The 16,387-nt window shown below is 25.1% G+C and carries 9 protein-coding genes; all 9 read left to right on the top strand.

Features of this window, described 5'->3' with window-relative positions; genetic code table 4:
* Positions 1-4 precede the first annotated feature (4 nt).
* The 9 genes from EXC57_RS04740 to EXC57_RS04700 all read left to right on the top strand — a co-directional run bounded on the left by EXC57_RS04740 (position 5) and on the right by EXC57_RS04700 (position 16,380).
* On the top strand, positions 5-2,539 hold the full coding sequence (locus tag EXC57_RS04740; RefSeq protein ID WP_129692704.1) for an amino acid permease: 2,535 nt from the start codon (positions 5-7) through the stop codon (positions 2,537-2,539).
* Between the two features lie 35 nt (positions 2,540-2,574).
* Positions 2,575-4,695, top strand: coding sequence for an MGH1-like glycoside hydrolase domain-containing protein (locus EXC57_RS04735; protein WP_004025340.1), 2,121 nt, complete (start codon positions 2,575-2,577; stop codon positions 4,693-4,695).
* 9 nt (positions 4,696-4,704) lie between these two features.
* Positions 4,705-7,836 carry a glycoside hydrolase family 2 TIM barrel-domain containing protein gene (locus EXC57_RS04730; protein WP_004025339.1) on the top strand — a complete coding sequence of 1,044 codons (3,132 nt, stop codon included), beginning with the start codon at positions 4,705-4,707 and terminating at the stop codon, positions 7,834-7,836.
* A gap of 238 nt (positions 7,837-8,074) precedes the next feature.
* Positions 8,075-8,923 carry a UTP--glucose-1-phosphate uridylyltransferase gene (locus tag EXC57_RS04725; protein ID WP_129692703.1) on the top strand — a complete coding sequence of 283 codons (849 nt, stop codon included), beginning with the start codon at positions 8,075-8,077 and terminating at the stop codon, positions 8,921-8,923.
* A gap of 199 nt (positions 8,924-9,122) precedes the next feature.
* Entirely contained in the window at positions 9,123-11,582 is a 2,460-nt protein-coding gene (locus EXC57_RS04720; RefSeq protein ID WP_004025337.1) for a PTS transporter subunit EIIC, read from the top strand.
* Positions 11,575-12,492, top strand: coding sequence for a phosphogluconate dehydrogenase (NAD(+)-dependent, decarboxylating) (gene gnd / locus EXC57_RS04715; RefSeq protein WP_004025336.1), 918 nt, complete (start codon positions 11,575-11,577; stop codon positions 12,490-12,492). The genes EXC57_RS04720 and gnd overlap by 8 nt, the downstream gene beginning before the upstream one ends.
* Before the next feature lie 515 nt (positions 12,493-13,007).
* Complete coding sequence (locus EXC57_RS04710; RefSeq protein WP_004025335.1) at positions 13,008-14,540, top strand: C1 family peptidase; 1,533 nt, start codon at positions 13,008-13,010, stop codon at positions 14,538-14,540.
* 2 nt (positions 14,541-14,542) lie between these two features.
* Positions 14,543-16,003, top strand: a complete 1,461-nt coding sequence (locus EXC57_RS04705) for a C1 family peptidase (RefSeq protein WP_004025334.1) — start codon at positions 14,543-14,545, stop codon at positions 16,001-16,003.
* Between the two features lie 14 nt (positions 16,004-16,017).
* Entirely contained in the window at positions 16,018-16,380 is a 363-nt protein-coding gene (locus EXC57_RS04700) for a hypothetical protein (RefSeq protein ID WP_004025333.1), read from the top strand.
* The last annotated feature ends 7 nt before the right edge of the window (positions 16,381-16,387 follow it).

Here is a 16,387-nt window from a genome sequence, read left to right as displayed (position 1 = left end):
TCATATGAGAAAAACATTTAGTTTGAAAAAAACTTCAAGTGTTGATAAAAAGATATCGTTGTTCGCAATGGTATCTGTTGCACTTTTAGCAATTTTTAACTTTCAAAATGTTGTTGATAATTATGTGGGATTAGGTTTAAGCGCCGCGGTAGCATTTTTAATTGCTGTTGTGGTGTTTTTATTTCCCTTTGTATTTATCATTGCTGAATTTGCCTCGTTGCAAAAGGGTACAAAATCTGGATTAACTTCATGAATTCAGGTTTCTGTTGGTAGAAAGGTAGCATTCTTAACATCATTTATGTTTTGGTTTGCAAATTTAACATATTTCTTTTCTGCAGTACCATCAAGAATTAATTATTTGTCATTTGCTGTTACTGGTAGTGACTATACAAATGACCCAGTATATAACCAAGTTTTACCTTGGGTTGCAGTAGCCTTCTTTTTCTTGGTTACTTTTATATCTACATTAAATACAAAAAAACTTTCTAAAGTTACATCTTTAGGTGGTGGTCTAATGATTGGTATAACTGCATTCTTCTTTGTGGTTGCAATCATTGGATGAATTGTTGGATCTGTTAATTCAGGCGCTTTAAGACCAAGTATTTCAGGTACTGAAGGTAGTTCAACTGTTCCTGGAACTGAAGCACCAGGAATTGCAGCAGATGCTGACCTTAATCTTTGAGGTACAACTGGAGGTTTAGGGTTTGCTTGAATCTCTACATTTATTTGAGTTTTAATGGCAGCTGATGGTGGACAATCATTAGGTGTTTATGTTAATGAAGTTAGAGGTGGAAGAAAAACATTTATTAGAGCAATGCTTATATCAGTTTCACTAATAGGTTTTGCTTATGTTTTAGGTACACTATTAGTTTCAGTGTTCCCGCCAACAGGTGGATTAGCTTCTGGTTGAGCTGATTCATTTAGTAATTTATTTTACTTTATTCTTCACCCTATGGGTGTTGATAATGCAACTATTGCAAAAATTACATATATTTTAATTGGTTCAATATTCTTTATTTCTGCAATTGGTGGAATAATTGTTTGAACATCTGCACCAGTTAAAGTTATGTTTTCAGAAATTTCACCAGGAGTATTTGGACAAAGATTATCAAAAGAAAATAGACACGGTGTATGTTCATTTGGAACATGAATACAATTCATTATTGTAACTCCATTAATGTTATTCTTAATGCTTTCAAAAGGAGATTTAGCTTCTTCATTAGAATTAATTAAAGGAGCGGCTGGTTGAATAGGTTTATTACCTTGGTTAGTAATATTTGCATCTTATGTTAATTTAAGAATGAAAAAAGAATATGAAATACGTTCATTTAAAATGGGTAATAGGATATTTGGAATATCGCTCGGTATTGTTTTATCTATAATCACAATTGGAATATTATTCTTAACATTCTTTGATAGAGCGCCATTAAATGAACCATATGAAACTTGGCCTAGCGATTGATATTTAGGTTCAATATTAAAAGTTGTAATGATATTCTTGATTTTAGTGCCAGCATATCTTTGATATTATTTTAAATTTGAATATCAAATCAGAGATGCAAAAATTGCAAACAGAAATAACATTTCTCAAAATGCAATTATCAATAAATACAACTTCATTTCAAAGCTTAAATATAGATTTATTTATAATGAAAAGTATCAAGAATTTGAGTACAAGAAAAACGAAATACTAGATTTAGCTAAAGAAAAAATTACTAAAATTTATGAGCAAGAAGATAAACTTCAAGAAATGATAAATGTTGAATTAGACAAAACTAAATCTAAAGAATTAAAAATTTCTAAAAAAGAACTTAAGAAAGAAATTTCTAATATTAAAAAAGAATTAAAATCTGAATTAAGAAAAGCAACACGTGACTTTAACAATGAAATTTTAAGTTGTGCTAAAAATGACAAATTGGCATGAGACAAAGATTATGTTGAAATTAAAAAACATATTAATGAATTAAAGAAACAAGAAGAACTAAATAAAAAAGATAATGTTTTGATCCAACAAATTATTACAAAGAAAAAACAATTAAAAGAACAAATCAATAATCTTAAAATTGAATACAAAAATAAAAACATTAAAAAAGATGAGTTTAATAGTAAAAATAATGAACTATTAAAAGAGTTATATACTATAAGTATTGTTAAACCTTATAAGGATATAATGATTGAAGACTTAGAGTCATCAATTAAAAAAGACATTGATTTTGATGATGTTTGTCCAAAAAAATATTTTGAAGAAATGGACCAAAATGTTAAATTTGAAACTATTGCAGCTTATGATTATGGTTTTTATGCAAAAAAAGAACTATCATCAAAAATTATTATTTCTGATGATAAATTCTTATTAGTTCAAACACTATCTGGTTCTCTTGTTGCAAAACAATATGAATTAAAAAATATAAAATTATTATTAAAATCTAAAGACCAATCAATTACTATTACTAATAATGGAAAATGAATTGATCTAGATAAAATAGAACTAATCCATGTAGAAAATTCTCAAATTGAATCTTTTGTATTCTATATATAAAATAGTAAAGAATTAATAAGTTATTTCAATAAATAATGCAAGACAAGTTTTACTTTGAAAGTAATATAAATAGATTTTCTACAGCAGATAGTGAAATAAATTATCAACAAGTACCATTTGATATTGAATACAATTATAAATTAACAAACAAATCAAATCCTTTTTCTGATTGTGGTGCATGATTTGGTTATTATATATCTAATAAAAGAAATTTGTCTTTTACTGGGCCAATGGTTATTTCTCAAGAAATACCTATAAATATTGCTCATTCATTATCTAATATTTATTTTGTTATTAACAATAAAGTTATTAAAACTTTTACTGATTATAGAGTTGAAGAAAAGAATGGCTATTTGCAAATATATGCTTCAATCAAAAATAAAAAATATAAGATTGATATAACTAAAAAAATATATTTTATAAATCATGAAGATGCTTTAATTGAATTAGATTTAAAATCAAATAGCAAAGAAAAATTAGAAATAAAAGTATGTAATAAAATAGAACTTTATAAAAAAGTTAAATACAAATCTAGTAATGGTTTAAATGATGAAAATGATTGAGTTAATTATTATGACTCATACAAAATAGAAAATAAAAAACTTGTTATAAAATTTGATCCTTTAATAAATAAACAAGAAAAAGAAACATTTGAAATAAATCATTCAAATAAAATTATTTTATTAAATGAATCAGAAAAAGATAACATCAAAACAATTGATTATAGTTTTGAACAATTAAATTTAGAGCATAAAACAAATACAAAAATTAATTGATTTCATAGTTTTTATTTCAATAGAAAAAAGTTTAAGATTAATTTTGATGATAATGAAATTACTAGCAACTTTTTATTATTAAATAAAAGATGACAAGATTATAAAAAACCTTTTAAAAATTTAGATGAAAAAAGTAAATTAATAGCATACAAATCTATATACACATTAATTGGAAATTGACTGGCTCCAAATGGAAAATTTAAACATGACACTGTTGTTCCTTCGATAACTTATACTGATTTTATTGGAGCTTATGCTTGAGATGTTTTTAAAATAAGCTATGGTTTATCTTACTTTAACACTGAGCTTGCAAAAGCTTGTATTAACTCAATGTTTGATTATCAAATAAAGAAGAATGATTTATTAAGACCATGAGACTATGGAATGATACCTGATTGTATATTTTACAATTATTCATCTGATAGAGGTGGTTGTGGTTTTAATTGAAACGAAAGAAACACAAAACCCCCGCTTGCATCATGATCTGTTTTAAAAGTTTTTGAAAAAGATAAAGATATTGAGTGATTGAAAAAAATTTATCCCAAACTAATAGATTTTCAACAATGATGAATGCATAATAGAAAATCTCAATCTCAGCCATTTTTTCTTTCATATGGTGCAACACTAGACAAAAGAAATTCTGTTAATGATAAAAAAACTATTATTGAAGCAATATCATGAGAATCTGGTATGGATAATGCACCAAGATTTGATTGGGATAGAATGACAACATTTACAAACTATAAAGAAAATTTACCTATAGCTTATGTTTGTGACCAAAACTCAATATGTTTAAATAGTTTTTATTACTTAGAATTAATTTCATTATTAAAAATTGAAAAATATTTAAACTTGAATGATTTTACAAAAAAAGCTAATCTTTCTTTGCAATTAAAAAATAATATCAATCAATATATGTGATCTAACGAAGAGAACTTTTACTATGATATTAAGTTTGATAAACTTTTACCACTAACTGAATATGGTAAATCAGTAGAACAATTTTTACCATTGTATATAAAAATCACTCCTAACAATAATGCATCAAAGATAATTAAGTCATTAAATAAAACTAATTTTTTAACGCCGTTTCCATTTCCAACAGTTTCTTTTGATAATCAAAGATTTGATCCTGTTGATTATTGAAGAGGTCCTGTTTGAATCTCATTTTTATACTTTGCTTTAAAGGGTATTTATAACTATGACAAAACTAAGGCTTTAAAGATAAAAAACAGCATTATAAATACGCTTAGTTCAAAAGAACATTTGAATAAACCATTGAGAGAAAATTATCATCCTATAAATAAAAAAGGATTATCAACAACAAATTTCTCTTGAACTTCATCACTTTTAATATCTTTAATAAAAGAAATTAAATAAGGAGAATTTATGGAACATTATAAATATATGGATAAATATAAACTTGAGATTTATGAAAACCCTTTAATACAATCAAAAAATAGATTAAATCCAAGAGCTTATTTTAAAGAATATAGTAGTTTACAACAAGCATTGGAATACGATGTAAATTATAGGGGGAAAATAATAGACCTTAATGGAAAATGAAAATTCAAATTGTTTGATTCACCCAAGTTAATAAATTCTGATATTAAAAAAATAGATTATACAAATTTTAATGATATTATTGTGCCATTACCATGACAAATGGCAAACTATGGAAAAATGCATTATTCTGATGTTTGATGAACTTTTCCAATAATGCCACCAAAAGTTATTACAAATAATCCAACAGGTGTTTATTATAAAGAATTTATAATCCAAAACATTGATGACAATAATGATTACATATTAAGACTTCATAATGCAGATTCTTGTGTGCAAGTATATTTAAATGACAACGAAATAGGAATGACAAAAGGGTCTAGATATACTGCTGAATTCAAATTAAATGAGTACATCAAAAATGGTGAAAATAAATTATTGATTATTTGTTATCAATGATCAGATGGTTCTTATTTAGAGGATCAAGACCAATGATGATTTTCTGGATTATATAGAAATGTTGAAATTTTAATAGAACCAAAGAATTTTATTAATGATTTTTTTATTAAAACAAAAAGATTATCAGAAAATTATTATGATTTTTCTTTGGAAGTAAAATTAAAAGAAGAATCTAACTTAAATTTAAATATTGCTATATTTGATAAAAATAAAAACATTATTTTTTCAAATAAATTTAATAATTGCAGTGATAAAGTTTTTTTCAATCAAAGATTTAATAATATAAATGAGTGAAACGCAGAAACACCAAATCTATATACACTAGTTATTTATAATGATGAGAAAACTTGGTTTGTTCCTCATAAATTTGGTTTTAGGGAAATTTCTAAAAACAAAAGAGTTTTATTATTGAATGGAAAACCGATAATGTTTAAAGGTGTTAATTTCCATTCACATAATCCAAAAACAGGTAAGTTTGTTCCTTTAAGTCAAATAGAAAAAGATTTAAAGATAATGAAAAAACATAATATAAATTCAGTAAGAACTTCACATTATCCTCAAGTTGTAGAATTTTATTATCTTTGTGACTTGCTTGGTTTATATGTAATTGATGAAGCAGATTTGGAAGCACATGGTTTTGAATTAACTGGTGATTGATCTTGAACAAGTAATGATGAAAAATTTAAGTTATCTTATCTTGAAAGAGGTACAAGAATGGTACATCGTGACAAAAATCACACATGTATTCTAATGTGATCTCTTGGAAATGAGACTGGTTTTGGTCAAAATTTTATTGATATGGCTAACGCTATAAAAGAAATAGATGATACTAGATTTATTCATTATGAAGGTGACTTTGATTGTGAAGTGGTTGATGTACATTCAAATATGTATACAAGACTTGAAATAGGTAAACATGATGAAAAAAGAAGAACACTACAATCAGTTTTAGATGGTTATGTTGGCGATAGACAATATCCTAAATGAAAAGAACTTCCACATATAGAATGTGAATTTGCTCATGCAATGGGAAATGGTCCTGGTTCTTTATATGACTATTTTGAAATATTTTATTCAAACGAAGCTTTTGCAGGGGGATTTGTTTGAGAGTGATATGATCATGGAATTGAATCCAAAGATCAATACAATAATGTTTATTATAAATATGGTGGCGACTTTGGCGATGATCCAACAAATGGAACTTTTTGTATTGATGGATTAATGATGCCCGATGGAACAATTTCACCTGGATTAATTGAATATAAAGAAGTTATAGCTCCAGTTGTTTTAAAACTATCAGAAGATAATGCTAAATTTTTTGTTACCAATAGACATGATTTCACATTATTAAGTCAGTATGATAGTTGCATAAAAATAACTAACTCTAATGGAAGAGTCATTTATCAAGCGAATATTGATTTACATGATATCTTACCAAGAACTACAAAAGAATTTTCACTTCCAAAAATAAACAAATTAAAAAATACATATTATTTTTTAAGTTTGGAACTTAGATATAAAAAAGACACTATGTTTTCAAAACAAGGTGATATTGTATCAATTAAAAATGCTGAATTAAATTTTATTGAAGAAAATAAACCAATTATTAGTGATGATAGTTATATAAAAGTTAATGATAAAGAGTTTGAGTTAGAAATATTTACAAAAGATTTAAAAATTATATTTGATAAAACAAATTCAAACATTAGATCAATTTATAAAAATGATAATTTAATAGTTGAAAAAGGTCCACAATTAAACTTCTGAAGAGGTTTAACAGATAATGATAATGATCAATACAGACAAATATGAATGAAACAATTTTTTGTTCATTTATTTTCAGAAAGTGTAATGAATTATGAAATTGAACACACTGACAATGGTTTAATGATAAATGTTGAAACAATAAATGGAGCAGTAAATCAAGCTTGATATTTCACATCTCAATATAGATATTTAATTCATTATAATAATACAATTGAATTTGAAGTAAATGGTAAACCAAGTGGTTTAATAAATGTTAGTGAGGAAATGACACAAAAAGCTGGCTCTGGTTCATCCATAAAAATTGATCCAAATGATATAGTTCCAAAAATGTTGCCTAGAATTGGAATAAAAATGAAACTAAACAAATCATTTGATAGTTTTGAATATTTTGGAAAAGGCCCTGGTGAAAGTTATAGTGATTCTTGCCAAGCTAACCCATACAACTTATATAGTCAAACTATTGATCAATCATTTACTAATTATGTACATCCACAAGAAAATGGAAATAAACACAAATCTTTATGAGTTAAACCTAAGAGTGATTTTTTATCATTTAAAGTTTATGCTCCAACAAAAGAAAATAGATTTGATTTTTCTTTAACATATTATGATGATATGCACTTAACTTTAACAAAACACAGAAATGAATTAATTAAAGATGATTTTATTCACTTTAATATTGATTATAAACAAAATGGTTTGGGTTCAAATTCATGTGGTCCATTGCCAATGGATAAATATAAATGTACAGTTGAAGAATTTAAAATTAAATTCATTATGGACTTTAATTAAAAAATAAAAAACAATATCTTTATAAAAGACAATGAAGATGTTGTTTTTTATTTTAACCAAGATTTATAATTGGAAATACATTTTTACATTATTTTAAAATTTACAGAAAATATCAAACACTTTAAAAAGTTCAAATCAATTATAATTATATTAATGAAATTATTTTATTAATATAAATTAAATTAATGGACTAACAGTTTATAAGAATCAATTGTTTCAAGGAGAAACAAAAATAATTATGAAAGTAAAAAAAGCAATTATTCCTGCAGCAGGATTGGGAACAAGATTTTTGCCAATAACTAAATCTATCCCTAAAGAGATGTTCCCTATTATCAATAAACCATCAATACAATTTATTATTGATGAGTGTATTAATTCACAAATAGAAGAGGTAATTATTGTTTTATCATCTAATAAAAAATCAATTATTGATTTTTTTTGTAACAATAAATCAGATTTAAATGGGTTTAATTCCAAATTTTTATATAATGGTTTATCAATATCTTTTATAGAACAAAAAGAAGCACTTGGGCTTGGTCATGCAATTAAAATATGTGAAAAATTTATTAACAATGAACCATTTGCAGTTTTGTTACCTGATGATGTTATTTTTGTGAAAAAAGATCAACAACCAGCTATAAAACAACTAATTGATATTTTTTATAAAAAGCAAACAAATGTTATTGGAGTTCAAAATGTTGACTGAAAAGATGTTAACAAATATGGAATAATTGATGTAAGAAAAATAGACGAAAATATTATTGATGTTAGAAGTGTAATTGAAAAACCAAATATTGAAAACTCTCCATCACAATTAGCAATTGTTGGTAGGTATATTTTCATGCCAAACATTTTTTATTTTATTAATAAATCACAACCAAATCTAAATAATGAACTTGAGTTAACAAGCGCAATTCAAGACAGCATTAACTCTAATAAACTTTTTGCAAAGATAATTTTTGGAAACAGATATGATATTGGATCAAAAATAGGATTAATAAAATCACTTCTTGATGTTGGCTTAAATGATGAAGAAATTTCTAAAGAATTAAAAGAACACATAAATAAAATAAAAAATGATAAATAACATATGAATAATTATTTCAAATTTTCATTTTGCTAAATATTAAAAACTTAGAATTAATATTAATTTTTAATACTACAATTCACTGAAAAAATAAAAAAGATAACTTTTTTGCTGTTATCTTTTTTATTTTTCCTCTATAGATATCTATACAATATATAATTAATTTGTATATATAAGTTATTTTTTGTGTTGGTGAATTATGGAAAAAATAAAGTATAGAATCATGGATTATTTGAAAACACATGGTTGAATATATAAAAAACCAGAAGATAATTCCCAACGTGTTTTCAAAAAGAATGCAGACTCTGGAATGAGGCAAAAAATTCAAAAATTTGGTTCATTTATGGGTGGGATGATTATGCCTACAATTGGAGTTTTTATTGCTTGAGGTTTGTGAGCTTCAGCATTTATTTATAATAACCCTACAAGTCATGGTTGATTTGTGACTCCAGAACTTGGAAAACTTGTTCCCATAGGAATTAAATGATTATTACCTTTATTAATAGCGATTAATGCTGGAAAAATGATATATGGTATAAGGGGAGCCACCTTATCAGCGTTTTTAACAATTGTTATTATTGTTGGTACCACAACGATATGAGACCAATATGGTGCAGGTGAAACAGTTTATAAATATATACCAGAAAATTATCAATTTTATACAGGGCAAGAATTAATAACAGGCACTGATAGTAATCAATATTTTATTGTTTCAAGTGATGGTTATCGTGTTATGGGTACAACAACTTATAATGAAGTGATAGGTAGAAACGTTTTTAATGGATTTGCTGGTCGTGATCCAAATCAAATTATTGGTGCTATGGTTGTTGGTCCTATAGGTACAAAAATTTTCAAAACTATTGAAGAAAATTATATTGATACAGTAAAACCTGGTTTTGAAATGTTAATAAGAAATTTCTCATTAGCAATTATTGCAATATTAATGGGACTAATAATGTTTTATGTATGACCATGAATCATGTATGGTATTACTATTGTTATTACTTTAATTATTCAAAGCATGGGTCAAAATAAATATATTTATCCAATATTAACAATATTTACAGAACCATTAAGAACAATATTTTTAAACAATGCATTAAACTATGGAGTTATGGCACCTCTTGGTTTAAATGATATTTCACAACAACAAATTAATAATATTGCTAACCCACATTCAATTTATTATTTATATGCTGGAAATGCTGGTCCAGGACTTGGATTACTTTTATCTTTTGTTGTATGAAAAAAAGGTTCAGAACGTGCCAATGCTGCTGGTGCATCACTTGTAGAATTTGTTGGTGGTATCCATGAAGTTTATTATGTTTATGTTGTTCAAAAACCAATATACATAATAAGTACAATTCTAGGTGCTGCAGCTAGTATGACAGTATTTAGTTTTGCAGGTGGGGGTACATCCACAATTGTCTCACCTGGATCTATAATTTCTGTAGTTTCTACATCACCAACTGGTGAATTAATTGGAATAAATATTGCTGGTGTTATTACTGGAGTTATTGTTACATTTGCAGTTGCAACAATAATTCAATTAATTCAAAAAAAGAAAAACCTTAACAGTTCTATAAATGAACAAGAAATTACTTTTAGTGATGAAGGAATGACTTTTAATTCAAAAAATACATCAGTAGAAGTTGTTCAAACTAAAGAATTTAAATGAAGTGAAGTTAAAAAACTTATTGTTGCTTGTGATGCTGGCATGGGTAGTTCAGCAATGGCAGCTGGTATCATTAAAAAATGAGTAAAAAATAATAATGTTGATGTGAGCGTTTCAAATTGTGCTCTAAAAGATTTACCAAGTGATGCTGATGTTATTGTAACAACTAATGTATTTGAAAAGTTTGCTAAAGATAAAGTTCCAAACGCTTTTGTTTATTCAGTAGAAAAATTTTTGGACAAAGGTGCTTATGATAATCTATATAAAAACTTATTAGAAAAACCAATTGATAAAATTGAAATTCTAAATAACAATTCTCAACAAGTTAATTTACAAGTTAATAAAAAAGAACTAGATAATAAATCTTTAAAATGAGTAAATCACATTAACACTTTATTAAAAACTGAAGTATGAATATTGATATTGATAGTTTGTGGATCTGTAATGTTACTAGCTGACGCAATATTGTTTGATGCTAATACATTGCTTTATAAAACAACTATTACTTATAGTCCAAGTAATGGTAATGTACCACCAATGAATAATATGGGTTCTAATTCAATTACATCTGTTACAACAACAACGCAAATGGCAAACTTTGCAAATTATTTATTTTCACAAATTGCTGTAACAATATTTATTGTTGCAATGATAGGGTTTGGAATTTGATTAATTGCTAAATTGTTTAATAATCCATTAGTAAAACAAGGTGTGATAGATAAAAAAATAAACATAATGTTTATATCAATTATGATCTTATTAATTGTTTTATCATTTGGATTATCTCTTGCCCTATTATTATTGGGTATGTATTTAGATATGGCAACAACAACATACTTTTATATATTTATTAGTTTGACTATTGCCTCTTATTTATCTTTTGTGATTACAATTATTTTATATAAAAATAAAATTAATAAATTTGTAAATATATGAATGAATCAAGAAAATAACAACAATGCTATAGGAGATAACAATGAATAAAGAATTAAAAATAGGATTAATAGGACTTGGAAAAATGGGTGAAGGTTTATTGAAAAACCTTTATAGAAATAATTTCAAAGTAATTGGTTATGATTTAAATAAATCAAAATATGAAAGCTTAAGAAATGATGGCTATCAACTTGTTGATTCGATTGAAAAAATGATTGAATACAATAATAATTTTATTAATATTATTTTGGTTTCAGTTCCATGCGGAAAACCAACAAGTGATACTGTTGAAAGATTAATTAGTATTTTACCAATGGGTTCAATTATTGTTGATACAGGTAATTCATATTTTAAAGATAGTCTTATTTTGTATAAAAAAGCAAAAGAAAAAGGAATTTATTTTGTTGATTGTGGAACAAGTGGTGGTCCTAATGGTGCATTAAATGGAGCTTGTATGATGGTTGGTGGAGAAAGTGAAGCTATTGAAATTGTTGAACCAATTCTTGAAAAACTATGTGTATCTAAAGGATATTTACATACTGGAAAACCTGGAAGTGGGCATTTTTGTAAAATGGTTCATAATGGAATCGAATATGGAATTATGCAATCAATTGCTGAGGGATTTCAAGTTATGCACGATAGTCCATATAATTATGATCTACAAAAGGTTGCAAAACTATACAACAATGGTAGTGTCATAAGATCATGGCTTATGGAATTAATGATTGAAGTTTTTAACAACAAAGAAGAACTTGAATCTATATCTGGGGTTGTCAATGCAAGTGGAGAGGGATTGTGAACTGTTAAAACAGCATTAGAACAAGGAACGCCTGTTCCATCAATTGCTTCATCATTATTCGCTAGACAAACATCTTTAAAACAACCAGATCTTTATGCCAATAAATTACTTGCTTCTTTAAGAAATAAATTTGGTGGTCATGACACAGTTAAGAAAAAATAAAATAAATTTTTAACTTAAAGACAATAATTCATAAAAAAATAACCTTAATAAAACTTAGGTTATTTTTTTATTTTAACTATAAACAATTTATTTAAATTCTTATAGATCAGTAAAGAAAAGATTGTATCTAATTATAAATGTTTTTTTATGTTTAATATAAATTAAAAATTTATTATATTATTTGTTTTGACTATTGATTAAAACGAAATTAAAAACTTATTTTATTGTGAGAATACTTTTTTAATTTTAATAATTAATATAGTATTTTCTTATATTGATAACAATTATTAAATTATATATATTAAAATAAAAAATATAATGATGTATTTACTTGTGCATCAATGTCATTATTATTGTTAATTTATAAATTAGATTAACAAATTTATTTTTTAATTTTTGTTGTTTCTATTAACTTACAAATGTAAATTTTTGCTTATTATATATAAATAATTTTGTATATATTAGAAATTATTTGGTGTGTTATATTTAACTTATGAAAGCACTAAGGGGGTAATATGAAAAATGCTAAACCAATAGATTTATTGAAAATTAATGAATGAGATATTGAATTGCAAAATGATAAAAATCAAAAGGTAGCAACAAATGCTTTATATTTAAACAAAATAAATAGTGTAGCAGTTGTCGGTGATTCAAGAAAAAATAAAATATCTCAATTTTCAAATGATTATCAAATTCCAACAAGTGTAATAACTGATCAAAAACAATCTGGTAGATGTTGAATGTTTGCAACTTTAAATATGTTAAGACATAATTTTATGAAAATTAATGGTATTGATAATTTTGAATTCTCTCAATCATATTGTGTATTTTGAGAAAAGTTTGAAAGAGCAAATGCATTTTTAGAAAAAATTATATCAACATCACAACAAGAACTTGATTCAAGAGAGCTTGTTGATTTATTGGAAAATGGTTTTAGTGATGGTGGTTATTTTGAAATGTCTGTTAATGTTATAAAAAAATATGGAGTTGTTCCAAGTTATGTAATGCCAGACAATTTTAATGTTTCAAATTCATATGTTTTAAACAAATTAATTAATATAGTTTTAAAAAAGGGTGCTATTCAATTAAGAAAAACTTATGATGAAGAAGACATTAACAAAATTAAAACCGAAACACTTAGCAATGTATTTTATTTATTAACTTTAATTTATGGTGAACCGCCAAAAAAATTCAATTTAGAATTTTTTGGAAAAAATAACAAAAAAGCTAAAGTTTTAAATGTAATAAAAAATGTTACTCCTTTGGAAATGTATAAAAAAACAAAAGTTAATTTGGATGATTTTATAACTTTAATTCATGTTCCATTAAAACAATATAAATATAATCAAATGTATGAATTAGAACATTCAGCTCATATATATGAAAAAGGAAATATGCGTTTTTTAAATGTAGATAGACAAACATTAGATTTAGCAATAAATGCTATGATTGAATATAAACAACCTATTTGATTCGCATGTGATGTTGGTCATTATTTTGATTTAGAAAACGGAATATGAGACATCAATATGTTTGATTATGAAAGTTTGTTTGATGTTAATTTTAATCATGATATTTCAGATCTTTTAGAATATAAACATTTTTCTCCAAATCATGCAATGACATTAGTTGGTTGCCATAGTGATGAAAAAGAATATAAACAATTTGTAAAATCAAAACTTTCAAAAACTAAGAAGTATGACTTAAATTTATTAAAAGAATTATGAAGTGATAATAAAATAAAAGCTTTAAAAATTGAAAATAGTTGAGGTTCAAAATATGGATCAAAAGGACATTTTATAATCACTGAAGAATGAAGAAAAAAATATTTAACAGAAGTTGTTGTAAGTAAAGAACTTTTGAAAAAGTTCATCAAAGAGCATAAAGCTATTGATAATAAATCTTTTGCAAAATTCAAATTTAAAAATGCATCTACAAAAAATAAAAAAGAAGAAATAATTTATGAAGAATTATTTGGAAAAGGTTTAAAAACTAAACCTATAAAAGTTGAGCATTGATCAGTATTTTTTAATGAGGTTAATAAATAGTTATGAGAATTAAAAGTATAAATGAAAAATTAATAGATAAAATATCTTCTAACCATGAAAACAATAAACTTGTTAGAAATGCATTAGTTAAAAATTCTATTTATAGTGTTGCTTTATCACCAAATAATCAAATAAAAAATACATTTAATTTCTCAATAGATATAAATACTTTACCAGCTGTTGATCAAAAGATGTCAGGTAGATGTTGAATATATGCTGCTACAAACTTAATAAGAGAAAACATTGCAAAAAATTTACATTTAGATAATTTTGAATTGTCTCAAAGTTATTTGGCTTTTTGAGATAAATTTGAAAGATGCAACTTCTTTTTAGAATCAATAATTTCATTAATAGACAAACCAACAGATGATAGACATTTACAATTCATATTGCAAACAGGAATCCAAGATGGCGGACAATGAGACATGGTTGTAAATGTCATAGAAAAATATGGTATTGTTCCTAAAAGTGTTATGCCAGATAGTTATAATGCTGCAAACACAAACTCAATTAATAACATAATTAATTGAAAGCTTAGAGAATATGCTAAAAAAATCAGAACTTGCGGTTTGTCAAATGATGGATTACATAATCTTAAAGAAGATATGCTTAAAGAAATTTATAAAATATTAACTAGAGTATATGGCCCCATTCCAAAAACTTTTGATTTTGAATACACAATAAAAAAATATGAAAGTATTGATGATACTAACTATAATTTACCAATAAATCAAAAGTTAAATAAAGTTGTTGATAAAAACCTAACACCATTATCATTTTATGAAAAATATGTTGATGAAAAATTAAGTGATTTTGTAAGTATTATACATGCACCTCAATCATCTAAACCATTTAATCAATCATATACATTTGAATACTTAAACAATGTAATTGGTGGCAAACCAATTCTTCATTACAATTTAGATTTAAATTTATTTAAATATTTAGTTATCAATAGTTTGAATACTAATGTTCCTGTTTGATTTGGATCAGACGTTGGATGATATGGTAATATGCCTAATGGTTATTGAGATGACTCTTCTTTTGATCTTGATATATTCAATATTAATTTTGAAGTTAACAAGGGAGATATGTTAACTTATAGAATTAGTGCTATGACTCATGCTATGTTATTAACTGGTGTTGATTGTGATTTAAATAAACTAAATGATTTAAATGAATTCTTAAACAATAGTGAAAATGTTTCACTACATGAATTTAATTCTAAAGTTGTAAACCTTGATACTAGAAAATGAAAAATAGAAAATAGTTGAGGAGAACAAATAGGAAATAAAGGTTATTTTGTATGTAGTGATTCTTGATTTGATAAATTTGTTTATCAAGCAGTGATAAAAAAAGATCATTTAATAGAAATTTTTAATAAACTAAAAATGTCAGATGTTTTAGAAACAAAACCAATTATTTTAGAACCATGAGATCCTATAGGAACTCTTGCTAAATAAGGAGGTATTTTCTTATGCAAGGTATTGAACAAATAATTTGAGAAAAATATTTTGGGAAAGGAACTAAAAGCGGATATGATGCTTTTGGTGTTGAAATAAGATTTGATAGTTTTGGTTTAAAAGAAAAATATGGATGAAAATTAGATTATATTTGACCTTTAAAACCAAATAGACCAAACTATGAAAATGGATCTATTTCAATTGAAAATATCCAACCACTTTCATATAAATCATCAGCTAAAAAGGATTGTTTATTAACAGGTAAAATTAATGGAATTAATTTTGCAGTTGTAAAAAGTCATTTAGATAATGAAAATAAACCAATAGGAAAAATGAAAATAAAAAAAGAAGACGGTTTGTGATATTGAACTGTTTAAAGACATG

This window comes from Malacoplasma iowae (genome assembly GCF_900660615.1).
Lineage (GTDB): Bacteria > Bacillota_I > Bacilli_A > Mycoplasmatales > Mycoplasmoidaceae > Malacoplasma > Malacoplasma iowae.
This window is presented reverse-complemented; position numbering and strand designations above follow the sequence as displayed.